Consider the following 25,729-nt stretch of genomic DNA (forward strand, 5'->3'; position numbering starts at 1 on the left):
CCTATAAAAATGGCAGTTACGTAAATAAGTCAAAGAATGGGTGGGTTACACCTTATTCGGATGGATGTTGCGGGTGTAAGTGCCAATGCTCTTCTGAACCAAGGTGATTTTTCCAGAGAGATTGATAAAGCGGACAACGATTCAATAATTCATCATGGGTGCCACTATCACAAAGGGTTCCATGATCCATTACCAATATTTGATCAGCGCGGGTTATCGTGCTTAACCGATGAGCGATAACAAAGACGGTTTTATTCTGAGTAAGAGAATCAAACGCTTCTTGTATCAGTCGTTCATTTTCGGGGTCCAGTGAAGCTGTTGCTTCGTCCAGAAATAAAACGGGTGATTGTTTTAAAATAGCGCGGGCGATGGCAAGGCGCTGGCGTTCACCGCCGGACAATGTACCGCCATCCACACCTAAAAGGGTGTCGTATCCTTGCGGTAAGGCCATAATCGTGTCGTGAATATTGGCAAGACGAGCAGCTTGTTCCAACTCCAACTGAGTCGCATTCGGATCACCCAAACGGAGATTATTCGCGACAGTATCCTGGAATAGCGCTGTTTCCTGAAATACCATTGTGACGGTGTCATACAGGGCTTGAGTCTGGTAATGATGGATAGGATTACCACCCAGACGGATTTCACCTTTATCCAGTTGATAGAAAGAGAGCAATAAATAGGCCAGCGTGGATTTGCCGCTGCCGCTTGGTCCCACAATGGCGGTCATGCTGCCTTGTGGCGCATAAAATGAAACGTTTTCGATCGCTGGCTGACTGGTTCCCGGATAGGTAAATGAAATATTGTTAACTTCAACATCGTATTTAGCAGGGGCTGCCAATGAGCCGGAAACCTGCGTTTCAACCGCTTCTATCTCTGTAATATGTGTTTCGCCTACTTGAGTCAATGCGGTGACATTGAGCAGGGGAATGATCCCACGTAAAGGCGTAATCGTGGCAAATAGCAGCAGAATTGTAATGAGCATTTCGGAGAGTGTGAGTGCTTCCGGAGAATGGAAGCGTAGTGCTCCGGCCAAAATGCCAATAACCACGCTGGTATCAATGACGATGTAAAACAGACTCAGTAGCGGTATGCTTTTGAATATTCCGCTACGGAATGCGGCACGTAATTGTTCAATTTCTTGGTCAAAACGTTGTTCTACCGTCGTGGTCGCCGCCGCTGCGCGGATAAAGGCCATGCCCTGTGCATACTCTACGATCGATTCAGATACGTCTACCATCATAGCTGCCCGTCGACGCAATATTTCATTGAGTTTTTGACGGATCGCGCCCAGGATGATTAATCCAACCATCAATACCAATAGTGCGCTGCCAGCAACAACCCAATCGAACCAGAATAAGGCCAGATAAATGAGTGCCAGCATCGTAATCTGACAAGTAATTTGTGGAGTGGTATAGGCGGATTGATTTTCCTGCCATTGCACATCTTCGGATAACGTCAGTGCTATTTTTCCGGCACTTAATCCCCGAATTGTCGCGACAGACATACTCACAAGCCGTTGTAGTAAAGAACGACGGATTTCTATGCCCAATCCATAAGCGGCAATGGTGAGTTGACGTAATGCGCGAGACATAAAAGCGAACCGCAGCAACAGTAAAATAATCAATAACGTCAGAGTAATAAGCGGCAGCATAGCGTTGCCACTTTCCTTCAGAAGCGTGTCCTCCAGATGAGTGATAGCCCAAGCTGCGATAGCAAGTTGAGCAATAATCGCAATGGTATCAAGTTGCTTATACAACAACCCACTGAACCAGACCCGTTGCAGTTTTGGGGACAGATGTTGCTGGAGACGATTAAATAACCCCATGATAATTTACTTCTGTTCCGGTATTTTCTCCCCGCCAAGCTGCCCACTGTTTGGCATATGCGCCTTGCTGTGCGACCAGTTCATCATGAGTACCTTGCTCAATGATTTGTCCTTTATCCAAGACCACGATTTGATCAAGATGGCGGATAGTTGGCAGGCGGTGGGCAATAACAATCACTGTCTTATTGCGGCCTGTTTTAGTGTGGCAGAGCGCATTGAGTGCTTGTTGCATCTCTTTTTCACATTCTGGATCGGCATAAGCTGTGGCTTCATCCAAGACAAGAATTGGTGCGTTTTTCAGGATGGCTGCGGCAACAGCGATACGCTGTTTTTCTCCTACCGATAAGCTGATCCCATTGTTAAGCACGGTGTTATAGCTTTGTGGTAACTGCTGGATAAACTGGTGTGCTTGTGCTGCGGTAGCCGCAGCTTCAACTTCAGCTTGGGAAGCATCGGGGCGGGCCAGACGGATGTTATTGGCTATCGTATCGTTGAACAAAAATATTCGCTGGAAAACGAAAGAGATGTTATTACGCAGAGTGTGTTCATCCATATTGCGGATATCAATCCCCCCAACAGTAATTTTGCCTTGCTGCGGGTCCCAAAGACGAGCAATCAAACTGGCTACCGTGGATTTACCAGAACCACTGGCTCCGACCAGAGCCAGTGAACTTCCGGCAGGTACGGAAAATGAGATGTTATTTAATGCATTATCCTGCCCATCTTGATAGGAGAAACTGACATTATGTAAGGTCACGTTATGATCAATAGGTATTTGATCGACAGGGGCCTGATCGACAGATGTTTGGCTCTGAGTACATGGCGTTAATTCAGGTTGATTCATTATCCAGTGATAACGTGTGATTAATGCCTCTTGCTGTTGCAAACGTGTCATCACAGCGAACATGGATGAGGCAATATTGCCGAATGCCATAGCAGCCAGAATAAAGAAAGTGAATTCAAATACAGAAATTTCTTGACGGCTAAATAGCCAGACTGCTAACGGGAGGACAAACAACAAGTTAGCGCTGGATAACACAAAAAATCGGCTGGATTTGACCTGCACTTTCTCAACCCAAACATCAATAATACGTGTCAGGGCGGTAAATGCTTCTTCCGCTCGCTGTAGCGCAATATTGCCACCTGAATAGGTTTTTACCACAGGGATTGCATTAATAACTTCACCCATGGTTGAAGCGATACGATTTTGGGCCGCGTAAAAGCGCTGAGTTGTGGTTTGAACTTTCATCTGAATATAGATGAATAAGAGACAAGCGCCCAAAGTCGGGGCGAATGCCGCTAATGCTAACCGCCAATCAATGGTCAACATAACACTTAATGCGATCAGTGGGCCGAACAAGGTTGCGGACATCTCTGGGATAATATGGGCAATACCATCTTCAAGCTGTTCGACGTCATCCAGCATTATTTTCTTGATTTCGCTACTGTCGGTCTGCATGAAGAAACCAAGGGGAACAGACTTCAACTTGCTACTGATGTTACGACGGACATCAGCCTGAACATCGGCGGCGATCAAATGAGAAACAAATGTCGAGCCACTGAAAGTCAGCATTGCAGCAAAGGTGGCGCTTAATAACATGATGCCGTAACTCAGTAACGTATGATATTGCCCGTCATAGATAGATTGGGTAATCAACCCGGCAATTGCTGCCGGTAATATTTGCAGACCCGCAGAAACGATGGCAAGCGCAATGGCAACGTAACTGAGAGTACGGTATGGGCGCATCATATTCCACAATGCCTTAATGACTCCGGCATCCGCGGCGCGTTGCTCTGGCGAGTTCTGCACAGAAGAATCATGACTGAGCATAGGTGTTTTCCTTTTGGAAATCGCGGCGTTTGCGTAATGTCCAGAACAGACCTGCGAGGGTGAAGAGTGATGCAAGAGCAAAAAGGGAAGCATAGCTTGCTTTGGTCACAATCAGTCCACCCAGTATTGAACAGATGATCGCAATGCTCATATCTGCGGATTGCATCAACGCAAAATCCACCCCAGATTGTGTACCTGCCGCCAGAGACATCATTTGGGTATATAAGGCAACAAATTTGGCAGCGGTGATTAACGTGATGAGGACGTATGCAGCTGAAAGTAGGGATATGGAAGATTCTGGTTGTTGGGCAAGCCAGAAAATTCCTGCTAACACCATACATTCAAGTAGCATAAGGCCTAATAATGTTTGAATGGCCCCTAATTTACGTACAATGATGCCGCCAAACAGGACACCGGATAATCCGGCTAATGCACCACCACTGGCCGCAATGATGCCAAGTTGGGTTAAATCCACTCCACGATCGACTAAAAATGGAGAGAGCATACCGAGTGACAGGCGTGTACCAATCATGCATAACAGTATTAAAACCAGTGCCTTTTTAACCGGAGTGCGGCGTAATGCACTCTTCAGGGAGGGCGTTGGCACAGCCTTGGAGACATCCGGTTGTTGCTTTCCCTGAGTTTTTTGGATGAACAAAATAGGTAGTGACATCAAGAGAATCACAATGGTTAATGCACCTGCACCAATGTGCCAGCCATACAGTGAAGTCAGATATAAAAACAGGCCGCTGCCGATAATGGCTCCCAGATAACCGCCGCCGACCTGCATGACATTGCTCCAGGGACGCTGTTGTGGTGATAACCGGTCGATAGCATGACCATCTGTGGTGGTATCTACGACGGTCAGGCAAAGTGTTATCAGAAACAGCGCCGCAATAATCAGCGGCATATGTTCGGTGGGGTTTGCCAATGACATTGCACAGAAAAGCAGTGTAATCAGCAGATTGCCACAGAGCATGAGGCGGCGGGGGTGGGTATCCCCCGAACCTGATTTGCGATAGCGCTCTACAATCGGCGCCCAAAGGAATTTGCATGCCCAGGGTAACATCAACAGGTAAAGTAACCCTATCTTATCCGGCGTTACACCGTGGCTGCGCAAAAATGCGGGCATGCTTTGTAACGTTAACATGCCAATGGTACTTTGGATGGTGTAAACACCAGCCAAAGTCAGAAGCAGTAACGAGACGTGACGGGAATTTGAAATATTGTGCGTTTGCGTCATAGTGCAACGCTCACGTCCAGCCCAACATTCAAGCCCTTACTTATCATACTGAGCGTACTGGGGCCTTGCTGGAAACTAGAGACTCGGTACTTTTTGTTGCCCAGATTTTCGCCATAAAGTTTGATGTTGACACCATGAGCCATTTCTAAACTTAATGAGGCGTCATAAAGAGTATATGCCCCTTGCTCAAGGGTATTCGCTTCATCAAAGTAGCTTTTTGAATAGTGGCGGGCACCGGCATTTACATAGAGGTTACCTGGTAATAATGTTTGATCAATAAGATAGTCGACACTGGCATTGAGCATGACATCTGGCGCATATGGCAGACGTTTGCCGTTGTAACTGGCCCCCGTTGCTGTATTGGTTGCTTGAGTGAAGTTTGATTTACCTACATTGCCACCCAGTGAAACTCTGAGTCCTTGCATTGGTTTAATCTGGCTGCTCAGTTCTATACCTTTACTTTCCGCTTTTCCGGCGTTGCGAAAGGACTGCATGCCAATAGGCCCAACATAGATTTGCTTATCTTTTGAACGGATATAATAAACCGCGCTGTTTAACGTCATCGCATTGTTAAAGAACGATGTATGCCAACCGAATTCATAATTATCTGAGGTTTCGGTATCGTAAGGTTTTCTATCCTCGGCAGAGGAAATAATATTGTTGAATCCGCCGGGTTTGTAACCTCTAGTAGAGGAAACATAGAAACGGGTATCAGGCGTGAATTGCCAGCCCAAAGCTGCTTTAGGTGTAAACTCGTTGGTGGAAACTTGATTATCAAACGCGGCGATCGCCATCTTGCCAGAACGGCCTGCATAAGCTATCTGCGATTTTTCATGTGACAAACGCCCACCAAGGGTCAGATCCCATTGAGAAGCAAGCGGTAATTTAATTTCACCAAACAGCGCCAGTGATTTTGTTTTAATTGTGTTAAGAGAATCACTATAGTAATCAGGATAAGCACTAACCAGATGTTTACTATTTTCATCTGAGAACCAACCGCCGAGAATACTGGTTATTCCATTTGAGTAGTTGGAATTTAAACGCAATTCTTGGGTTGTGGCATGGTGTTTCTCTTTCCATTTACCTCCGATGAAATCACGGAAGATATCGCGATCCTGATAGGATGTGACACTGGTTAATGTGCTGTTGACAAAATCATATTCAGCTTTCAGTGCATAACTATTAACCCGCCGTTTTAAATCAGGGGTAGAGCCATCGTACTCTTTCCGACGGAATTGTTCGCCGGTTAAATAAAGTTCTTCGTGCGAATTAAGATCTTCATGAGCAAAGCTAAGTTCAGCACTAAAAGGGGAATCATCTGGCGCAAATGTCAGTTGCCCTTTACCTAGCCAGGTTTTACTGGAGTCAATATTTTTATCACCCCGATTTGGCGCATCAATTTGCCCCGGTTCTTTTACCCAACGTAGGCTGGTACTGCCATAAAGAATGCCTTCGATCAAAGAAGTTGAACCGCTGAAAGAGCCGCCTTGTTTCAATCTGGAATAATTACCGGAAAGGTTAAGCCAAGGGCCTTCTTTTGGAGAGCGAGTGATAATATTGATAACACCCGCTTGGGCATTTCCGCCATACAAAGTGCCCTGAGGACCACGTAATAATTCGACACATTCTACATTGATTAATTCTTGTGTTAGAAATTGGTGATCCTGAGGAACGCCGTCAACATAAATTCGAATGGAAGGTGAATAGTAATCGGGTGAGCTGATACCCCGAATTGTGGTTGCCGAATAGGTACGGTTACCGCGAGAGCGGATTTGTAAGCCGGGGAAAGCCCGCTCAAGATCCTGCACTTGGGTGATACCCGCTTGCTCAAGTTCTTCGCCAGTTTTAACCAAAATGCTGCCGTCAACTTTATTTAATGCTTCTTCTCGTTTATTCGCCGTCACGATCAAAACATCTTCTTTAGCTTCAGGCGCATTTTCCGCCCAGGCGACAGGTGAGATCAGGCAACATAAGACAGATGCCTTAACACATTTTTTTTTCATATGGTTACTCTTTATACCGTTCCAAATCATTTTTTACAAAAACCAAGTGTGGTAAAACAAAAAAAACATTTCGGGGAGACTAACGAGAGTAGAAAAATAGAGCTAACGGGATAGGGACAAAAGTAGCGCAATACGTACTATTGATAATGATTATCATTAATGATAAATTGCGTGATATTTACATTATGTAATATATATAAAATAAAAGCATAATGCCCTAAACACACACAACATGCTGTTTTTATTACGTAAATAGCTTTTGAAATGGAATCTGATGCTAATTTTACAGGGGATCTCATGAAGACGATCTATAGCGAGAAATTGGGAGTTTTCACTGCTGGCCATTGCACTTACATACATTCACAGGTGGAGGAAAATAATATAAACCCCTCGTTGTTAACGGAGAAATTATCTGATGGAATTCACATAAACCGGATTCGTCTTGAGCTGAATAAGGATTTTACGGAATATTGTGAAGGGCCGCCGACGGTATCAATTGCTTTTATTTTAAGTGGAAAAGGAAAAATGGCGATTGAGAACGGCGATGATTTAGATATTAATCCGGGAACAATGATTTTTTTCTATTCGCCTAAGATGACGCGTGGTATGAATTTCTTTGGTTGTGGAACCTGGCATATCCTTGATATCCGTTTTTCTTTGAACGAAATTGAAGCTCAGGAGTTACCATCTTTTACCAAATTAACGACTGGTTTTGAAAAAAACGCTAGTTATAGTGATGTTTTGATGATGGCTCGTCCTATCTATCCACCATTTATGCAGATAGTTAATCAAATAGAAGAATGTCAATTAAATGGTAGTGTCAGAAAGGTTTATTTAAAGGCAAAAGCGTTAGAAATACTCGCCTGCGTGACTGCTCAAATTTATGACTGCCAATATAATGCTATTAACGGCTTGCAGCGGCGCGCTGTTTATAATGCAATAAAAATAATTAACAGTGATTATTATTACCCTTGGACAATAAAATCGCTCTCAAGAGCAGTAGGTTTGAATGAGCGGAAATTAAAAGAGGGATTCCGTGCAGTTGTTTTTCGTACTTTCCATCAATATCTGGAAAATGTACGTATGACTACAGCGGAAGATCTATTGAAAAAAGGGATGAGTGTTATTGAGGTTGCTGCCGCAGTGGGTTATTCCAGTCCAAGCCACTTTTCTAAACGTTTCCGGCAACATTATTTGATCAACCCCAAAGCATGGCAGGCGAAATATGCCGTGAGTCATATATTTAGGGCAGAACATATTACAGCAGAAAATCAGTAGAAGTTTTGAATGTGAGATCTATTTGTTAATTGGTATTAATACAATGCGTCATAAATTTGGCGGTTACATTGTGTTTTTTATGATTAAATTGATGCCTCCTGCATAGCAGGGGGATTTTTATTCTAAATATCTATACCCTTCGTCTTTCAAGTTGCCTCTTTGTTGGCTGCGCTCACTCACCCCGGTCACATAGTGATCTATGCTCCCGGGGATTCGCTCCGTTGCCGCCGCGACGCAGCTTGAAATCCATTGGGTATATCTCTAAATATTTATCTTTGAATATCTATTTCTGACCCCGAAAAACTTGGCTTACCAGCACCAACACGCCTATCAACAAATAAACAGCAAAAATGCCAATCAACCATTGGGGCATTTCCAGTGTTAAAAATTCCCATTGCCTAATTGAACAATCACCATAGGCCTGGAATACAGAAGGCAACCAATCATTTAACGGTAACCAAGATGGAAATTGAACAAAGAACTCACAGATATTAAATGGAGAAGGGTGTAACTGCATCATGGTGTGATCCCATGCCAGTCTCAATCCTTGCCATGCGCTGTAAATCCACACTAAGATCGCCAGCCAGCGTAAAGGAGTCTTAGGTGCAATTACCCCCAACAACGCCGCCCCAAAAACACCAAACAGCGCAACACGCTCATAAATACACATTACACAAGGTTGTAACTGCATCACATGCTGAAAGTAGAGTGCTGTTGTTTCTAGGATCAGAGCGGTCAGTGCCATTAATAACCATGAGCCTCGCCCTTGGGAGCTCACTTTCAAAAATTGAAACATTTACTTTTTCCCCTCTATTTTTTCAATATAAATAATCATTGGGTTATTTTGCCGTTTCAGCTGCTATAAAAAAATAAAATTACAATCAACAGAATCATTTTTTCAGGAAAATGATTAATAAAAAAACCGGATGATATGGTTTTACATATTATCCGGCAGGATACAACAATAAATTCGATTAATGATTATAGTGGACTGATCAAACCGAGTTTGACGAGATATTCAGTGGCAGGTACCAACCAAAATTCAACACACAATAGACCTACTAGTGTCATCACAATGGTATAAGGCAGTGCCATCATGACCATGCGCCCATAAGAGAGACGAATCAGCGGAGACAAGGCGGAAGTCAACAGGAATAGAAAAGCCGCCTGCCCATTTGGGGTTGCCACGGATGGTAAATTAGTTCCCGTGTTGATGGCAACAGCTAAGTACTCATACTGTTGTTGTGAAATAAAACCGTTTTTCAGGGCCGTCAGGGCTTCATTAATGTAAACCGTGCCGACAAAGACGTTATCAGAAACCGCAGAGAGTAACCCATTGAACAAATAGAATAAGGAAAGCTGCGAAGCAGGTGACGATTGCAAGACAAATTGAATAAATGGCGTAAACAATTGTTGGTCAACAATCACGGCAACTACAGAGAAAAACACGGTTAACAAAGCAGTAAATGGCAAGGCTTCTTCAAACGCTTTACCTAATGCGTGTTCTTCGGTAATACCACAGAATGCGGTCGCTAAAATAATGACTGACAGACCAATTAAACCCACCTCAGCTAAATGAAAAGCCAGTGCCACTATCAGCCAAATGCCGATCAATGCCTGAACGGCAAGCTGAACTTTTTCTTGGCGGGTACGTTTTTCACTGGCTTTTTGATCATAATCTTCTAAGACAGAGCGAACTTGCTCAGGCAATTCAGCACCGTAACCAAACAATTTAAAATGTTCGACCAGCAAACAGACCAGTAAGCCACAAATAAACACAGGAATGGTGACGGGTGACATACGGATGAAGAAGGTAACAAAATTCCAGCCAACATGTTTGGCAATAATCAGGTTTTGTGGTTCACCAACCATCGTCATTACGCCGCCCAGTGCCGTACCAACCCCTGCATGCATCATCAGGCTACGCAGAAACGCCCGGAATTGCCCCAATGTCTGTTTTTTATCTTCACTATCAATAACATTATCATTATTCAGTTCAGAGCTGCTATTGCGGGAAAGGAATTGGTGATAGATAGAGTAAAACCCGACTGACACACTGATGACGACTGCAATTACAGTCAGGGCATCAAGAAAAGCGGATAAGAAAGCACTGGCCAGAGAGAATGCCAGTGCCAGCATTTTTTTTGAGCGGATATTTAACAGCAGCTTCGTAAAAACAAACAGCAGTAATTGTTTCACGAAGTAAATGCCCGCAACCATGAAAATCAGCAATAAAATGACTTCCAGATTATTGGAAATTTCATGGCCTATCTGTTTTGGAGAAGTCATTCCGATGATGACGGCTTCAATGGCGAGTAACCCACCGGGTTGCAGAGGATAGCATTTTAATGCCATTGCTAATGTGAATATAAATTCAACAACAAGCATCCAGCCAGCAAAAAAGGGACTGACAAAGAAATAAATCAGTGGATTGATGATAAGAAAAACAATGATAGCTAATTTGTACCAATCCGGCGAATTGCCGAGAAAGTTTTTCACCACTGCACGTTGAATACTGATTTCCATTATTATTAACATTCCTCTTTGTGGACACGTGGGCAAATCTAAACAGCCATATAGAAATATATTGGTATAGTACGCTCAAAACGATAGCAATTTAAGGGCATTAGCACATAATTAATCCGCGAATGATTGCATTTTTTATGAGCCCTTTCACTCTTTCACGGTTTATTTAGCAGGTAGCTATGTCGAACAAACACATTCTGGTATGATCGACGGCTATTATTAGCCAAGAAAACTGCTTTGGAATAATTAAAATTATGGTAATTAAGGCTCAAAGCCCTGCTAATTTTGCGGAAGAGTATCTTATTGAAAGTATATGGAATAACCGCTTTCCACCAGGTTCCATACTGCCAGCAGAACGTGAATTATCTGAATTGATTGGTGTCACCCGTACGACTTTGCGTGAAGTGTTGCAGCGACTTGCCCGTGATGGTTGGTTGACTATTCAGCATGGAAAGCCAACTAAGGTTAATAACTTCTGGGAAACATCCGGTCTTAATATTCTGGAAACGTTGGCGCGTCTTGATCATGATCGCGTTCCTCAGTTGATTGATAACTTATTGGCAGTGCGGACTAATATCGCAGCCATCTTTATCCGTACCGCATTCAGGCTCAATCCTGAAAAATCACTGGAAATTCTGGCGGAAAAAGAAAATGTGGAAGATACTGCGGAGTCTTTCAGTGCTGTGGACTATGATATTTTCCGTGGCTTGGCTTTTGCTTCAGGAAACCCAATTTATGGCTTGATTATTAATGGGCTGAAAGGGCTGTATACCCGCGTGGGTCGTTATTATTTCTCCAGTCCTGAAGCGCGTAAACTCGCATTGAATTTCTACCAGCAATTACGTTTACTTTGTCAGGATAAATCCTATGACAAAATCATGGATTGTGTACGTAATTATGGTAAAGAAAGTGGCATTATATGGCATGGTATGCAGAGCATTATGCTTAATGAATTAGCTGAAGGATCAATGCATTAACAGAAGTATGTCTTGGTTGGTTAAACTCTTCGTTTTTTGATTGCCTCGCTCTTGATTGCGTTTATTTACCCCAGTTGTATGGTTATATAATGGTTCGATCATATAACGTCATAATAATATGATGCGAAATTATCTATACTGCTGGGGCATTTCTCTAATCACTGCTTAATATATGCGTACTATTTATACCCTTCGTCTTTCAAGTTACCTCTTTGTTGGTTGCACTCACTCATCCCGGTCACATAGTGATCTATGCTCCCGAGGATTCGCTCCCTTGCCGCCGCGACGCAACTTGAAATCCATTGGGTATATAGAAGGTACTTAAGAGGTATTTTAAGTAGTGCGTATTTCAATTTTTTAAATTATTATTCTATTTAATTAATATAAAATCAGAGTTAAATCCTGTGAATTTCACTTTGTTTGGTTTAACTGTGATTTTCATTTTGTGAATGAAATGTTTCTTTTTTGCCATAAAAATCACTTTGACAGGTAGAAAATAAAGGGGGTGGGTAGCATTTTAATCTGCTTTATTAATTTGATTTAACTGTATTTAAGTCAAAATTATTCGTTTTTTAAATAAATGGATTAGTTGCATTTTGTAATGAAAATGTGATTTAAATCCTAAAAATCAATTAATCATGCTCCAGTCTATTATTCTATGTTGGTTTTTTATGTTTAGCATATTATGCTTGAAGATATTGCTTGCCAGTAGGGGGTGGAATGAAGGTTCTTATTTTAGGCAGTGGTGTTATTGGCGTAACCAGCGCATGGTATCTTGCACAGACAGGCCATGAAGTTATCGTCATTGATCGCCAGAATAGTGCTGCGGAAGAAGCAAGTGCCGGTAATGCCGGTCAAATTTCACCAGGGTACGCGACCCCTTGGGGAGCACCAGGGATCCCACTAAAAGCAATCAAGTGGATGTTTCAACGTCATGCGCCTTTGGCTATTCGCCCTGATGGTTCACTGTTTCAATTGCGCTGGATGTGGCAAATGCTGCGCAATTGCGATGCAAGCCATTACGCAATGAATAAAAGCAGAATGGTACGTCTGGCAGAATATAGTCGGGATTGTATTAAGCAATTAAGGAAAGATACGGGGATCCAATATGAAGGGCGTCAGGAGGGAACTTTGCAATTGTTTAGAACTGCCAAGCAATTTGATAATGCAGCCAATGATATTGAAGTCTTAGAGCAGGAAGGAGTCCCTTATCGCCTATTAACTTCCGAGCAACTCGCTACAGTAGAGCCGGCACTGGCCCATACTTCTCATAAACTAACAGGTGGTTTGCAATTACCGAATGATGAAACTGGTGATTGTCAGGTTTTTACCAAAGCATTGGCTAAAATGGCAGAAGATTCTGGTGTTAAGTTTATATTCAACAAGCAAGTTAAACAAATTTTGGTAGACGGGAATAAAGTCATGGGTATTCAATGCGATGATGGCATCATGACGGCGGATCACTATGTGGTGGCGATGGGATCTTATTCTACTGAGATATTGAAAGATTTGGTGAAAATTCCGGTTTATCCGCTGAAAGGTTATTCACTGACGATGCCGATTATGGATGAATCAAAAGCACCTACCTCAACCGTACTGGATGAAACTTACAAGATTGCCATTACGCGTTTTGACAATCGTATTCGTGTTGGTGGCATGGCGGAAGTGGTCGGGTTTAATTTGAATGTCCCACAAAATCGTTGTGAAACGTTAAAAATGGTTGTACAGGATCTATACCGCAACGGTGGCAATATCGCGGAGGCCTCATTCTGGACAGGCTTGCGTCCTATGACTCCGGATGGTACTCCTATTGTGGGGCCAACCAAATATGCGAATCTCTATTTAAATACCGGACATGGAACATTAGGTTGGACAATGGCCTGTGGTTCAGGGAAGTTACTGGCTGATTTAATTTCTGGCAAAGAGCCTGATATTGCAGCAGATGATCTCTCTGTATTCAGATATATCAATGGATTCAGTATAAAAGTGTTTCCAATGAAGCCTCATTTACATACTGCATAAACTATAATAAGGGGTCGTCATGCCACGTCCTATTTTGGCAACGATCCATCTCAATGCATTCCGTCATAATCTGTCGATTATTCGCCAAAGAGCGAATAACAGTAAAGTCTGGTCGGTAGTCAAAGCGAATGCGTATGGGCATGGATTGGACAGAATATGGCAATCACTCATGCAGACAGATGGATTTGCACTGCTTGACATGAATGAAGCTATTTATTTAAGGGAGCAGGGATGGCAAGGGCCAATCTTGCTATTGGAAGGTTTTTTTAAACCAGCGGATTTACAGATTATCAATAAGTACCATCTGACGACCGCAGTACACAGCCATTGGCAGTTAGATGAAATAGAAAAAGCTAAATTGGACAATCCCATTGATATCTATTTGAAACTTAATAGTGGCATGAATCGGTTGGGATTTATCTCAGAAGAGTATCCACAGATAGTTTCAATGGCGAAAGGGATTAAAAATATAAATTCCGTAACTTTGATGAGTCATTTTGCCAACTCGGATAATGAAGTTGGTATTGATGGACAGTTTGCGGTTATAGAACGTTTGCAAATGAACTCACTTCCTCAATGTTTGGCGAATTCTGGCGCTGTTTTGTGGCATCCGAAAACACATAGGGATTGGATACGGCCGGGTATTATTCTTTATGGCGCATCTCCGAGTGGGAAATGGCGTGATATTGCCGATATTGGGCTGAAATCAGCCATGACATTGCAGAGTGAAATTATTGCGGTGCATGAACTTCCCAAGAGAGAAAAAATTGGCTATGGCAGTCGTTACACGACCCAGATGCCCATTCGCGTAGGCACAGTCGCCTGTGGCTACGCGGATGGATATCCGAGGCATGCTCCAACGGGAACCCCTGTCATGGTTGATGGTGTCCGAACCCAATTATTGGGCGCTATTTCAATGGATATGATGACGGTTGATTTAACTCAATGCCCTCTGGCCAATATAGGTAGTACTGTTGAGTTATGGGGAGAAAATCTACCAGTAGATGTAGTTGCAGAATCGGCGGGAACTATTGGTTATGAGCTTTTGTGTGCTTTAGCGAAGCGCGTTCCTGTTACGGTGGGTTAATCCTTTCTATATTCAGACATTTTCAGGCATTTCTATCCTTGGTTTTGGAATAAATGCCTGTTTTATATACCATCTCTTTTGAATTTTCTTTGCTATTTTTCCCCGCCGCTATTTTTCTCATGACTTCCACTTAATTGACTATTGACTGAAAGTTTACGACAGCGGATAACAACAGAAAGCCTGTCAGGATTGCCATTTTTAGGTCTTAATGGGTTATTGATACGTGCAGTTTCAATACAAGCCATATTCTTATAACCATCTTTGCTCATGTCTTTCATGCTACTGGAAAGAGCAGCACCAGGGTTCCAACATACGATATCGCTATGGTGATAGTGGTGTATTTCAATCGTTCGTTTCCAGACAGGATCTCTGAGCAGGCTAAAATTATCTGGCTCTGTATAAATGCGATCGGTTCTTCCGCGGAAGACTAAGTCTCCTTTGATGTATTGCTCTCTATCGGTAAGGGTATCAATAAAATGAGAACCAAGCCCACTGACCTGAATTTGATTGATGTCACTGACATTGAAATAAGAATGAAGGGCACCAGTGGCTTGATATTCACCGTGGGATTCGAATTCTATTTCGCAGGTTTCCCCTAATTTAAAGCGGGCAATCAGCGTGAACTCATGTGGCCATAACTTATGGGTATATGCGTTGTCCTGTAATGTAAACGTCAAAATAACGCCATTTTCATGCTCATTATGGGCTTTGAGTTCCCAAGGCAATGTTCGTGCAAATCCATGGCTGGGAGCCGCAGACGAACCAAACCAAGGCCAACAGATGGGAATACCACCACGAATGGCAGTGCCTGCACTAAAAATGGCTTTATCGCTTAGCCATAATATAGGTTTTTCATTACTGGGCTGCCATGTAATCAGGTGTGCACCTTGAATACTGATTGCCCCGCGGACTTTGGGATGAGAAACAACAACTAACGGAAAACCATCAATGTTTCGCTGGCTGATATAAGGGGAGATTTGTTCTACAATCGGTAATGAAAAAATTTTATCAAGCATCTGTCATGACCTTATGTAAACTTAAATTGGTGGTTGAACCAAAGGAGAATGATAGCTCAATATTTTAGATACATAAATATAAAAGCCACCTATAAACAGGTGGCTTTTGAACGTGGATAGAAAACTCGATTATTTAGAGATATGAGCAATCAGATCCAGAACTTTGTTGGAATAACCGGTTTCGTTGTCATACCAAGAAACCAATTTTACAAATTTGTCGTTCAGCGCGATACCTGCTTTTGCATCAAATACAGAAGTCAGTTTTTCGCCGTTGAAATCGGTGGAAACCACGTCATCTTCAGTATAGCCCAGAATGCCTTTCAGCTCGCCTTCTGCGGCTTCTTTGATTGCGTCACAAATTTCTGCGTAAGTTGCTGGTTTAGCCAGACGTACAGTCAGGTCAACAACAGATACGTTAGGAGTAGGAACACGGAAAGACATACCAGTCAGTTTGCCGTTCAGTTCTGGGATAACTTTACCTACTGCTTTTGCTGCGCCAGTGGAAGATGGGATGATGTTCTGTGCCGCACCGCGGCCACCGCGCCAGTCTTTCGCTGAAGGACCGTCAACTGTTTTCTGGGTTGCAGTTGTTGCGTGAACTGTAGTCATCAAACCTTCAACGATGCCGAATTTGTCATTGATAACTTTAGCCAGTGGAGCCAGACAGTTCGTGGTGCAAGATGCGTTGGAAACGATCTCCTGATCTGCATAGGCATTGTGGTTGACACCCATAACGAACATTGGAGTATTGTCTTTGGATGGGCCAGTCAGAACAACTTTTTTCGCGCCAGCAGCAATGTGTTTGCGTGCGGTTTCGTCAGTCAGGAAGATACCTGTTGCTTCTGCAACAACATCAACACCCACTTCGTTCCATTTCAGGTTAGCTGGGTCTCTTTCAGATGTAACGCGGATGGTTTTGCCGTTAACAACCAACTGACCGTTTTTAACTTCAACAGTACCGTTGAAGCGGCCGTGGGTTGAATCGTATTTCAGCATGTAAGCCATGTATTCTGCATCCAACAGATCATTGATCGCAACGATTTCAATGTCTGAACGCTCTTGAGCAGCACGGAAAACAATACGGCCGATACGACCAAAACCGTTAATACCTACTTTGATAGTCATAGTATTCCACCAGCTATTTTTTTTAGTGAATTAAAAGTTGTTTCTAAAGTTACCAAAATCTTGTCAGCCGTCAAGCGGAATCGTGTCAACAATTGAAAAATATCAATAGTAATCACTATCTGGACGCTTGCTATACAGCTGGTACAAGCTCTACGCACATCATTATCGGGGCATAAGGAGATATTTAAAGTTACCATCGGTTAGATATGTGAGACTTATCACAATTAGTAAGGCAAATTGCTATGTTGAATGGGTTAGAATGCGTTTTGACATTTTGTTGTTAATTTTTTGTTGTTTTCGATGATTTTTTATTGAAAATTTTGACCTTAAAAGGTGGTCATTATGACTAAAAGTCAAAACATTTTCTTTTCCATAGAGCAGCTTAGTGAAATACAGCGCCATGTTACGCAAGAAGCAGGCACTGAGCCGTCATTTTCAGGAAAACTACTGCACAACAAAAAAAGTGGCATTTATCATTGTCTGTGTTGCCGCCAGCCATTATTCGTTTCTGATACGAAATTTGATTCGGGATGTGGATGGCCGAGTTTTTACCAACCAATTAGTGAAGGTTCTATCACATATGTTGATGATTATTCTTATAATATGCACCGGATAGAAGTGCGTTGTAGCCACTGTCAGGCACATTTGGGGCATGTTTTTCCCGACGGTCCCAAGCCGACAGGAGAACGTTTCTGTATTAATTCAGCAGCACTGCGTTTTGTTGATAAAGAAACAGGCGAAGAAACAGCAGGTTAATGTTATGACTGAATACTCTGAACCTATACTCTTCGTTTTTCAAGTTGCCTCTTTGTTGGCTGCATTCACCACCCCGGTCACATAGTGATCTATGCTCCCGGGGATTCGCTCTCTGGCCGCCGCGACGCACCTTTGAAATTCATTGGGTATAAATGAAATATTGAATTAATAAGCTGAAAAAAAACGATTCAGCTTGGTTTTTGATAAAGTACAAAGGAAATATCAATGAAGTTGGATGATTTACTCTCCGCCATGACGCCTGAAATTTATCAGCGGCTAGCTCAGGCTGTTGAACTCGGGAAGTGGCAGGATGGTGTACCACTCACACCGGAACAGAAAGAATACAGCTTACAGGTGGTAATGCTTTGGCAAGCAAAACATAATCATGATCCTGAACATATGACGATTGGTACAAATGGTCAAATTGCCATAAAAAGCAAACAAGAGTTAAAGGCTATATTTCAGTCCGAAATGGTTGCAAAATTGAAACCCCAATCGGAAGATTGAAATAGGATGAATTGACAACCTCGTCCTTGCAGAAATAGGACGAGGTTATATTTTGGCTTTGATTGCGTTATAAATTTGATCGTGTCACGAAATGGCTATGATTTCGCTTTGTGGAATTAATTTAGCACCTTTCGCTGCCATTTCCTCAAATGCTTGCTGACTGTCATTTGCCTGAATATTGACACCACGGCAACCATCAGTAATGACATAGGTTTCATAGCCTAGTGCTAAAGCATCAAGCACAGTAAATTTTACACAGTAATCAGTGGCGATACCCAGCACAAACAGACGTTGAATGTTCTGTTTGGTTAGCCAATCGTGCAGACGGGTTTCGCTTTTATGGTCATTATCAAAAAACGCGCTGTAGCTATCTATTTGGGAGTTTTCACCTTTTCGGAAAACTTCTTGAATAGCGGATTGGTTTAATGAAGGATGGAACTCTGCACCAAATTGTCCTTGTACACAATGGTTCGGCCACCATACTTGGGGAATGCCATTGAGTTCTCCTAATTCCCCTACCTTTTGTCCGGCGTTTTCTGCAAAGCTCATGTGGTTCGCCGGATGCCAATCCTGACTTGCGATGACAGTGATGTTGTTTTTCTGGCATAGTGCAATTACGTTATTTGCTACCTCAATCACCGTATCACTATCTTTGACAGCCAGTGCACCTCCAGTGCAAAAGTCATTTTGCAGATCGACAAGTAATAATGCTGTTTTCATCATATTTCTCGATTTACCTATTTATTATTCATCGGTATAACTCAATTCTCCACGCAGATTTTGTTGCATCAGGTGGCGGATATCTTCAGGTGTATAAGGCTGACTCAATAAATAGTGCAATTTCGTTAAAGTTGCCTCGAAAGTCATGTCATAGCCACTGATAACCCCTGATGCTGCCAGAGAATGACCAGTAGCATAGCCTCCCATATTGACTCGACCAGAAATACATTGTGTTAAATTGATCACAATTATGCCTCGCTCGGTTGCTTCCTGTAACGTTTTCAGTAAGTCAGCACGTTGAGGGGCATTACCGACACCGTATGATCGTAAAATCAAAGCCTTGACTGGTTGCATCAGTATATTTTCTACCACCTGACTGGATAATCCGGGATAGATAGTCACAACACCAATCGGTTGTGATGTAATCGGATTCACAACAAACTTGCCGTGACTGACAGGTATGGGATTTGTTTTGAAGGTACGGATATTTATACCAGCTTCCATTAGTGGTGAGCAGTTTGGTGATGAGAAGGCATCAAAGCCATCAGCATGGGCTTTAATCGTTCTATTTCCACGAAATAATTTATTGTTGAAGAACAGACTGACTTCGTTAATAGGATAATTTGCTGCGAGATACAGTGCATTAAGGAGATTGGTTTGCCCATCGGAACGCAATGCTTCCAGAGGGATTTGTGACCCTGTCACAATAATTGGCTTATTGAGGTTTTCAAACATGAAAGAAAGTGCTGATGCCGTGAAAGCCATGGTATCCGTACCGTGTAGAATCACGAAGCCATCATAGTCATGATAATTCTGATAGATATCATTTGCGATAATGCTCCAGTCATCAGGGCTCATGTCAGAAGAATCGATCAGGGGATGATGTTCACGGATAGTGAATGTTGGCATTTCAGGGCGGTGAAATTCGGGCATTTTTGAGAGTTGCTGTTGTAAATGACCGGAAACGGGAATATATCCATTGGGAGAATGTTGCATCCCAATAGTACCACCAGTGTAAACAACATAGATAGACTTCTTCTGCATGGTAACGTCTCAATAAAAATAATTAGCTGGATTATAGGGAGTATCAGAAATAAAAAAAGCCTGATGGTGAAATCAGGCTTTAAATTTATTAAAAATTCTGTCAGAAGTTGTTAATGGATATCGACACAATTCAGGCAGTACGTGTAGATATTCTGTGGATCATTCATATTGCTATAAAATGCGGCTTGTTTTTTCATATCTCGGGCAACTTCGGCGAATGGCGCTGGCAACATTGATTGCAAGGTATTTGGCAATAGCACTTGTGCTGATGAAGTTAGCCCTTGCATGATTTTTTCAGAGAATGATAATTCAGGTTGCATCCAGTTCAGTGATACTTTTTTGATGCCTGCCAATTCAGCAGCTTTTTTAACGGCATCATCAAAATCACCCAATTGATCGACTAATCCGTGTTTTTTGGCATCAAGGCCACTCCAAACACGTCCCTGAGCGACGTTATTGATTTCGTCCGGAGATTTATTGCGGGCACTTGCTACTAGTCCGATAAACTTATTGTAACCATTCTCAATAGATAGCTGTATTACATCTGAGAACGCCTGATTGATACCTTTGATTGTAGAAATATCGGCGAACGGGGTTGTTGAAACACCATCAGCATTCACGCCAATATAATTGAGGCTCTTCTCAAGGGTCTGAAAGACACCAAAAATACCAATGGAGCCTGTTAATGTGCTGGGATCAGCAATAATGTAGTTAGCGGGAGTGGAGATCCAGTAACCGCCGGAGGCAGCTACTCCACCCATTGAAACAACGATGGGTTTCGCATTTCCTGTCTTGTCATCCCGGATAGCTACCAACTCATTACGAATAATTTCAGATGCATTGACACTGCCACCTGGGCTGTTTACTCGTAATACGATCGCTTTTATGTTGGAGTCATGGTGTGCTTCACGTAGTTGTTCAGCAATAGAGTCGCTTCCAACGATACCTGATGAGTGCTTACCTTCTGTAATGGCGCCGTCAGCAATAATAACGGCAATGTTGCCCTCATTATCACCATATTGTACTGGTTCTTGAGCAATGTAGTCATAAATACTGATGTAATTGAAATGTTTTTTTTCTTTATCTAAACCGAATACATCCTGCATTTTTTTTTCAACGACACTGCGTGGCTCAATATAATCTACCAGCTTGTTTTGATATGCATACAGTGAATTATCTCCGCCAGCTTTACGGAATTTCTCGATAAATTTCGTTGTTCCGGGGAAGACTTGTTCGGCAGGGATATGCCTGTTAACTGCAACAGTGTTTAAATAACTGTCCCAAAGTTCGTTGAGCCAGAGGCTGTCAGCTTCACGAGATTCTTTTGACATATTGTCACGCAGCATGGGTTCAACTGCTGATTTATACGTTCCCACACGGAAAATATGGGTGGACACTTTCAACGTATCCAACAATGATTTGTAATATAAGTGGTTGGTGGTGAAACCGTGGATATCAACGGCACCTAATGGAGATAAATGTATTTTATTAGCATAGCTGGCTAAATAGTATTGTGATTGGCTGTAACTATCATCAATCGCATAAACAGGTTTGTTTGTTGCTTTAAATTCATTTATGGCCTTGCCAATATATCTCATGGAAGTTGGATCTGCGCCGATAAAATCACTCAGCTTTAATACCATTCCTGTAATTTTTTTATCGTCTTTTGCTCGACGAATGCTGTCAACGACGTCAAATAAGGAAGTTTCTTTATAATTGCTATTGGATAGATCAAAAAGACTTTTTCCGTATTGTTCAAATGGATCGCGAACAGTTACGCGATCACGAACAATACCGGACAGGTTGACATACAATGCCCCTTGATAGTTATTTTCAATCTTGGATGATTTTTGATAAGTGATGTACCCAAAAACCACAATAGCAGTCAGTAGGATAAAAATAAGATTGAAAGTAAGCTGACGAGTAAAATTTAGAAGTCTCCAACTCCATTTCAGTAATGCAGCTATGAAGTGCCATAAAGTACGCATATCGTCTCCAATTATGGTATCAAATAGGGTTATCCTAAACAGCTCGTCTAGAAATGTCAGCTGAAAATAATGTTGTTGGTTGAAAAAATAGTTTATGTACTTTCATTCATTCGTGAATAAACAGAGAATGTTAGTTTATGACAGATTATCTTATTCAGGAGAAAATAATGAGTGCTTTGGAACTTTTGTTAAATCGTCGTTCAGTTTCACGTTTAACAATCCCCGCCCCAGAGGGAAATGAATTGCAGCATATTTTAGCAGCAGGGATGAGGGCACCTGATCATGGAGCTTTACGTCCTTGGCATTTTGTTGTGATGCAGGGAGAAGGTATTAATAAATTCAGTAAACTCCTCGAAAAAGCAGCAATTGAGGGTGAATTAGGAAAAGAGGTTGAAGAAAAAGCGAAAAATGCTCCTTTCCGAGCACCAATGATTATTACAGTTATTGCCAAGGTCGTTGAGCATGTGAAAGTTCCTGCATGGGAGCAAGTCGTTGCTGCGGGGTGTGCTGTTCATGCCATGCAGATGGCCGCAGTTGCTCAAGGTTTTGGTGGTATATGGCGTTCAGGCTCGTGGACAGAAGATCCAACTGTCAGAGCCGGTTTGGGATGTGGGGAGAATGACAAAATTGTTGGATTTCTTTATTTAGGAACTCCAGAACTCAAGGCGCCTGCAAAAGTCGCAACACCAGATTTGACCAACTTTGTCAGTTATTTCTAACTGGAGAGACTAATATCAACTAAAATCCGTCTGACTCAATACAGCCATGGTGCCGGATGTGGTTGCAAAATTTCGCCCAAAGTGCTGGAAACTATTTTGCACAGTAAACAGGCAAAATTTTTCGATCCTAATCTTCTGGTAGGCAATGAAACCCGTGATGATGCTGCTGTGTATGACATTGGTAATGGTACAGGCATCATTAGTACTACCGATTTTTTTATGCCTATTGTTGATGATCCTTTTGACTTTGGTCGTATTGCTGCCACTAATGCCATCAGCGATATTTACGCGATGGGTGGAAAGCCAATAATGGCGATTGCGATTTTGGGATGGCCAATTAATAAGCTGGCTCCGGAAATTGCTCAAAATGTCATTGAGGGAGGCAGGGCTGTTTGCAAGGATGCGGGTATTTCCCTGGCGGGAGGGCATTCGATTGATGCACCTGAGCCGATATTTGGCTTGGCAGTGACTGGTATCATCAATATTGAGCGTGTGAAGCGTAATAATCAGGCAAAAGCGGGAAGTCTCCTGTTTCTGACTAAACCTTTAGGCGTTGGTGTATTGACTACGGCTGAAAAGAAAGGCTTGCTACAGCCTGAACATCAAGGTATTGCGAAAGAAATTATGTGCCTGCTGAATAACGCGGGGACAGATTTTGCAGGAATTGACGGTGTTACAGCTATGACGGATGTAACAGGCTTTGGCTTGTTAGGGCATTTGAGCGAAATTTGTGAAGGTTCGGGCGTTCAAGCGACAGTCAAATTTTCACAAGTTCCGAGATTGCCAAATGTTGATGTTTATATCGAAAAAGGTTGCGTACCTGGTGGCACAGGACGCAACTTTGACAGTTATGGACACTTAGTTGGAAAGATGACAACTCTTCAACGTTATCTCTTGTGTGACCCACAAACTTCGGGTGGTTTATTGCTGGCGATTTTGCCGGATGCCGTGGAAGAGGCGAAAGCCGTTGCACGAAACCACAACATTGATTTTATTGCTATTGGTGAACTGACTGAGCAGTGCTCAGACAGGGCATTAATTGAAGTTCTTGAATAATTCCATGCGTCTTTTTATTGCAGAAAAGCCCAGCCTCGCAAGAGCCATAGCAGATATTTTACCAAAGCCACATCGACGTGGGGATGGGTTCATTGAATGCGGTAATAACCAGTTTGTGACTTGGTGTGTTGGTCACCTATTGGAGCAGGCTGAACCAGGTGCCTACGATAGCCGTTATGCTCGCTGGGTATTGGGTGATTTACCGATCATTCCTGAAAAATGGCAGTTGAAGCCACGGGCAGCCGTGGCTAAACAGCTCAACACCATTAAATCCCTGTTGGAAAGGGCGAACGAAATAGTCCATGCAGGTGACCCTGATCGTGAAGGGCAATTGCTGGTGGATGAAGTACTGGATTTTTTAGATCTGGACACTGAGAAAAAACAGAATGTCCAGCGGTGTCTGATTAATGACCTGAATCCTCAGGCAGTCACAAAAGCCGTTGAGCGGCTGAGGAGCAATCGGGAATTTATCCCCTTGTGTGTTTCTGCACTCGCCAGAGCCAGGGCAGACTGGCTTTATGGCATCAATATGACCCGTGCTTATACATTATTGGGCAAAAATGCGGGTTATCAGGGTGTATTATCGGTTGGTCGTGTCCAAACACCCATTTTAGGGTTGGTTGTGCGTCGTGATGAAGAGATAGAACATTTTGTGCCGAAAGACTTCTTTGAAGTCAAAGCTCATGTTGTTACACCAAATGAAGAGCGATTTACAGCTTTATGGCAACCAAGTGAGTCTTGCATTGATTTTCAGGACGAAGAAGGGAGAATTATTCACCGGCCATTGGCTGAGCATGTCGTGGCGCGTATTACAGGGCAACCAGCCTATGTTTCCGCTTATCAGGACAAACGTGAATCAGAAACTGCGCCATTACCGTTTTCCCTTTCATCTTTGCAGATTGAAGCGGCCAAACGTTTTGGTTTGAGTGCTCAGGACGTACTTGATATTTGTCAGCGGCTTTATGAAACCCATAAGTTGATCACCTATCCACGTTCTGATAGTCGTTACCTGCCGGAAGAACATTTTGTGGGGCGTCATGCGGTCTTGAATGCTATTTCGGTTCATGCCGCACATTTGCTCCCACAGGACGCATTGGATGTAGAGAAAAAGAATCGCTGTTGGGATGATAAGAAGGTTGATGCCCACCATGCAATTGTTCCCACTGCGCGCAGTAGCCAAGTCAATTTAACAGAAAATGAAAGGCATATTTATAGCTTGATTGCCCGCCAGTACCTGATGCAGTTTTTTCCTGATGCAGTTTTCCGAAAATGTACGATTGAACTTGATATTGCAGGCGGAAAATTTATCGCTAAGGCGCGTTTTCTGGCAGAAGCGGGTTGGAGAACTTTGCTTGGCAACAAGGAACGGGATGAGGAGAATGAAGGTACTCCATTACCCGTTGTTACTAAAGGAGATGAATTGTTGTGTGAAAAGGGGGAAGTGGTGGAAAGGCAGACACAACCACCAAGACCTTTCACTGATGCAACATTATTGTCTGCAATGACTGGCATAGCTCGATTTGTGCAGGACAAGGCCTTGAAAAAGGTGTTGCGTGCAACCGATGGGTTGGGTACTGAAGCGACTAGAGCAGGGATAATCGAACTGCTCTTCAAACGAGAGTTCCTGTACAAAAAAGGGCGCCATATTCACGCTACTCCGGCTGGTAGGGCTTTGATCCATGTATTGCCGGATATGGCGGTATTACCGGATATGACTGCACACTGGGAATCTCGGTTGACGCAAATCAGCGAAAAGCAATTTCGTTATCAGGATTTTATGTTACCGCTTCAGGAAACATTGCAGCAATTAATCTGGCAGGCAAAACAGTATCGTAATTTGAAAGCTTTTAGGGATCTGCCTCCTGTTCCCGCTAGTACCAAAAAAAGGAAAGGAAAGCAGGCAAAATCCAGTAAAAGTAGGGCAAAGAAAGATTAGTACAGTCAAGTACATACCCAAATGATGACACAGCACCATAATAAATGGTGCTGTGTTTCACGATCGCTGC

General features: G+C 42.8%; 20 protein-coding genes. 9 read left to right on the top strand and 11 right to left on the bottom strand.

Translation table 11 applies throughout. The annotated features are described in order from the left end of the window. Positions 1–52 precede the first annotated feature (52 nt). The 4 genes from PSI23_RS09190 to PSI23_RS09205 are packed head-to-tail and all read right to left on the bottom strand — an operon-like array spanning position 53 to position 6,902. The gene (locus tag PSI23_RS09190; RefSeq protein ID WP_273554809.1) at positions 53–1,825 is read right to left on the bottom strand and encodes an ABC transporter ATP-binding protein; all 1,773 of its coding nucleotides are present in this window, start codon (positions 1,823–1,825) and stop codon (positions 53–55) included. After that, the gene (locus PSI23_RS09195) at positions 1,812–3,656 is read right to left on the bottom strand and encodes an ABC transporter ATP-binding protein (RefSeq protein ID WP_273554810.1); all 1,845 of its coding nucleotides are present in this window, start codon (positions 3,654–3,656) and stop codon (positions 1,812–1,814) included. Before PSI23_RS09195 ends, PSI23_RS09190 begins: the two co-directional genes overlap by 14 nt. Then, positions 3,643–4,899 carry an MFS transporter gene (locus tag PSI23_RS09200; protein ID WP_273554811.1) on the bottom strand — a complete coding sequence of 419 codons (1,257 nt, stop codon included), beginning with the start codon at positions 4,897–4,899 and terminating at the stop codon, positions 3,643–3,645. The genes PSI23_RS09195 and PSI23_RS09200 overlap by 14 nt, the downstream gene beginning before the upstream one ends. Continuing rightward, the gene (locus PSI23_RS09205) at positions 4,896–6,902 is read right to left on the bottom strand and encodes a TonB-dependent receptor (protein ID WP_273554812.1); all 2,007 of its coding nucleotides are present in this window, start codon (positions 6,900–6,902) and stop codon (positions 4,896–4,898) included. Before PSI23_RS09205 ends, PSI23_RS09200 begins: the two co-directional genes overlap by 4 nt. 264 nt (positions 6,903–7,166) lie before the next feature. Here PSI23_RS09205 and PSI23_RS09210 point away from each other — a divergent pair, with 264 nt between their 5' ends. Then, entirely contained in the window at positions 7,167–8,180 is a 1,014-nt protein-coding gene (locus tag PSI23_RS09210; protein ID WP_273554813.1) for a helix-turn-helix domain-containing protein, read from the top strand. 283 nt (positions 8,181–8,463) lie between these two features. On the opposite strand, the gene dsbB is transcribed toward PSI23_RS09210, so the two are convergent. After that, the gene (gene dsbB / locus PSI23_RS09215; RefSeq protein WP_273554814.1) at positions 8,464–8,976 is read right to left on the bottom strand and encodes a disulfide bond formation protein DsbB; all 513 of its coding nucleotides are present in this window, start codon (positions 8,974–8,976) and stop codon (positions 8,464–8,466) included. A gap of 185 nt (positions 8,977–9,161) precedes the next feature. After that, the gene (gene nhaB / locus PSI23_RS09220; protein WP_273554815.1) at positions 9,162–10,706 is read right to left on the bottom strand and encodes a sodium/proton antiporter NhaB; all 1,545 of its coding nucleotides are present in this window, start codon (positions 10,704–10,706) and stop codon (positions 9,162–9,164) included. 254 nt (positions 10,707–10,960) lie between these two features. Between nhaB and fadR the strand changes: the two genes are divergently transcribed. From fadR to alr, 3 genes are all read left to right on the top strand, one after another. Beyond that, positions 10,961–11,683 (top strand): fatty acid metabolism transcriptional regulator FadR, encoded by a 723-nt coding sequence (fadR, locus tag PSI23_RS09225; protein ID WP_273554816.1) that lies wholly within the window; start codon positions 10,961–10,963, stop codon positions 11,681–11,683. Positions 11,684–12,403: 720 nt separating this feature from the next. Next, positions 12,404–13,705: a D-amino acid dehydrogenase gene (locus PSI23_RS09230; RefSeq protein WP_273554817.1), complete on the top strand. Its 1,302-nt coding sequence runs from the start codon at positions 12,404–12,406 to the stop codon at positions 13,703–13,705. 19 nt (positions 13,706–13,724) lie between these two features. After that, positions 13,725–14,792: an alanine racemase gene (gene alr, locus PSI23_RS09235; protein ID WP_273554818.1), complete on the top strand. Its 1,068-nt coding sequence runs from the start codon at positions 13,725–13,727 to the stop codon at positions 14,790–14,792. Between the two features lie 92 nt (positions 14,793–14,884). Here alr and PSI23_RS09240 read toward each other — a convergent pair whose 3' ends face one another. Together PSI23_RS09240 and gapA are read right to left on the bottom strand one after the other, a co-directional pair. Beyond that, positions 14,885–15,808, bottom strand: a complete 924-nt coding sequence (locus tag PSI23_RS09240) for a D-hexose-6-phosphate mutarotase (RefSeq protein ID WP_273554819.1) — start codon at positions 15,806–15,808, stop codon at positions 14,885–14,887. Between the two features lie 129 nt (positions 15,809–15,937). Then, positions 15,938–16,933 (bottom strand): glyceraldehyde-3-phosphate dehydrogenase, encoded by a 996-nt coding sequence (gene gapA, locus PSI23_RS09245; protein ID WP_273554820.1) that lies wholly within the window; start codon positions 16,931–16,933, stop codon positions 15,938–15,940. A gap of 342 nt (positions 16,934–17,275) precedes the next feature. Here gapA and msrB point away from each other — a divergent pair, with 342 nt between their 5' ends. Together msrB and PSI23_RS09255 are read left to right on the top strand one after the other, a co-directional pair. Next, positions 17,276–17,689, top strand: a complete 414-nt coding sequence (msrB, locus tag PSI23_RS09250) for a peptide-methionine (R)-S-oxide reductase MsrB (protein WP_273554821.1) — start codon at positions 17,276–17,278, stop codon at positions 17,687–17,689. 225 nt (positions 17,690–17,914) lie between these two features. Further along, the gene (locus PSI23_RS09255; protein ID WP_273554822.1) at positions 17,915–18,196 is read left to right on the top strand and encodes a YeaC family protein; all 282 of its coding nucleotides are present in this window, start codon (positions 17,915–17,917) and stop codon (positions 18,194–18,196) included. Positions 18,197–18,280: 84 nt separating this feature from the next. Here the strand turns inward: PSI23_RS09255 and pncA are convergent, their stop codons facing one another. The 3 genes from pncA to sppA all read right to left on the bottom strand — a co-directional run bounded on the left by pncA (position 18,281) and on the right by sppA (position 21,948). Then, a complete protein-coding gene (gene pncA / locus PSI23_RS09260; protein WP_273554856.1) occupies positions 18,281–18,916 on the bottom strand; it encodes a bifunctional nicotinamidase/pyrazinamidase in 636 nt (211 codons plus the stop codon). 24 nt (positions 18,917–18,940) lie between these two features. Beyond that, a complete protein-coding gene (gene ansA, locus PSI23_RS09265) occupies positions 18,941–19,960 on the bottom strand; it encodes an asparaginase (RefSeq protein WP_273554823.1) in 1,020 nt (339 codons plus the stop codon). A 110-nt stretch (positions 19,961–20,070) separates the two neighbouring features. Continuing rightward, a complete protein-coding gene (gene sppA, locus PSI23_RS09270; RefSeq protein ID WP_273554824.1) occupies positions 20,071–21,948 on the bottom strand; it encodes a signal peptide peptidase SppA in 1,878 nt (625 codons plus the stop codon). A gap of 167 nt (positions 21,949–22,115) precedes the next feature. Here sppA and PSI23_RS09275 point away from each other — a divergent pair, with 167 nt between their 5' ends. From PSI23_RS09275 to PSI23_RS09285, 3 genes are read left to right on the top strand one after another with little or no spacing between them, the layout of a single operon-like run. Next, the gene (locus tag PSI23_RS09275; RefSeq protein ID WP_092518454.1) at positions 22,116–22,667 is read left to right on the top strand and encodes an NAD(P)H nitroreductase; all 552 of its coding nucleotides are present in this window, start codon (positions 22,116–22,118) and stop codon (positions 22,665–22,667) included. 12 nt (positions 22,668–22,679) lie between these two features. Continuing rightward, on the top strand, positions 22,680–23,723 hold the full coding sequence (gene selD / locus PSI23_RS09280; protein WP_273554857.1) for a selenide, water dikinase SelD: 1,044 nt from the start codon (positions 22,680–22,682) through the stop codon (positions 23,721–23,723). Between the two features lie 4 nt (positions 23,724–23,727). Next, positions 23,728–25,659 carry a DNA topoisomerase III gene (locus PSI23_RS09285; RefSeq protein WP_273554825.1) on the top strand — a complete coding sequence of 644 codons (1,932 nt, stop codon included), beginning with the start codon at positions 23,728–23,730 and terminating at the stop codon, positions 25,657–25,659. Positions 25,660–25,729: the final 70 nt, after the last annotated feature.

Origin of the sequence: Xenorhabdus yunnanensis, assembly GCF_028598805.1 — a bacterium.
Taxonomy (GTDB): domain Bacteria; phylum Pseudomonadota; class Gammaproteobacteria; order Enterobacterales; family Enterobacteriaceae; genus Xenorhabdus; species Xenorhabdus yunnanensis.

Coding starts and splice junctions, on each gene's coding strand:
- PSI23_RS09190 (WP_273554809.1), bottom strand. CDS start 1,825: ATGGGGTTATTTAATCGTCTCCAGCAACATCTGTCCCCAAAACTGCAA.
- PSI23_RS09195 (WP_273554810.1), bottom strand. CDS start 3,656: ATGCTCAGTCATGATTCTTCTGTGCAGAACTCGCCAGAGCAACGCGCC.
- PSI23_RS09200 (WP_273554811.1), bottom strand. CDS start 4,899: ATGACGCAAACGCACAATATTTCAAATTCCCGTCACGTCTCGTTACTG.
- PSI23_RS09205 (WP_273554812.1), bottom strand. CDS start 6,902: ATGAAAAAAAAATGTGTTAAGGCATCTGTCTTATGTTGCCTGATCTCA.
- PSI23_RS09210 (WP_273554813.1), top strand. CDS start 7,167: ATGGAATCTGATGCTAATTTTACAGGGGATCTCATGAAGACGATCTAT.
- dsbB (WP_273554814.1), bottom strand. CDS start 8,976: ATGTTTCAATTTTTGAAAGTGAGCTCCCAAGGGCGAGGCTCATGGTTA.
- nhaB (WP_273554815.1), bottom strand. CDS start 10,706: ATGGAAATCAGTATTCAACGTGCAGTGGTGAAAAACTTTCTCGGCAAT.
- fadR (WP_273554816.1), top strand. CDS start 10,961: ATGGTAATTAAGGCTCAAAGCCCTGCTAATTTTGCGGAAGAGTATCTT.
- PSI23_RS09230 (WP_273554817.1), top strand. CDS start 12,404: ATGAAGGTTCTTATTTTAGGCAGTGGTGTTATTGGCGTAACCAGCGCA.
- alr (WP_273554818.1), top strand. CDS start 13,725: ATGCCACGTCCTATTTTGGCAACGATCCATCTCAATGCATTCCGTCAT.
- PSI23_RS09240 (WP_273554819.1), bottom strand. CDS start 15,808: ATGCTTGATAAAATTTTTTCATTACCGATTGTAGAACAAATCTCCCCT.
- gapA (WP_273554820.1), bottom strand. CDS start 16,933: ATGACTATCAAAGTAGGTATTAACGGTTTTGGTCGTATCGGCCGTATT.
- msrB (WP_273554821.1), top strand. CDS start 17,276: ATGACTAAAAGTCAAAACATTTTCTTTTCCATAGAGCAGCTTAGTGAA.
- PSI23_RS09255 (WP_273554822.1), top strand. CDS start 17,915: ATGAAGTTGGATGATTTACTCTCCGCCATGACGCCTGAAATTTATCAG.
- pncA (WP_273554856.1), bottom strand. CDS start 18,916: ATGAAAACAGCATTATTACTTGTCGATCTGCAAAATGACTTTTGCACT.
- ansA (WP_273554823.1), bottom strand. CDS start 19,960: ATGCAGAAGAAGTCTATCTATGTTGTTTACACTGGTGGTACTATTGGG.
- sppA (WP_273554824.1), bottom strand. CDS start 21,948: ATGCGTACTTTATGGCACTTCATAGCTGCATTACTGAAATGGAGTTGG.
- PSI23_RS09275 (WP_092518454.1), top strand. CDS start 22,116: ATGAGTGCTTTGGAACTTTTGTTAAATCGTCGTTCAGTTTCACGTTTA.
- PSI23_RS09285 (WP_273554825.1), top strand. CDS start 23,728: ATGCGTCTTTTTATTGCAGAAAAGCCCAGCCTCGCAAGAGCCATAGCA.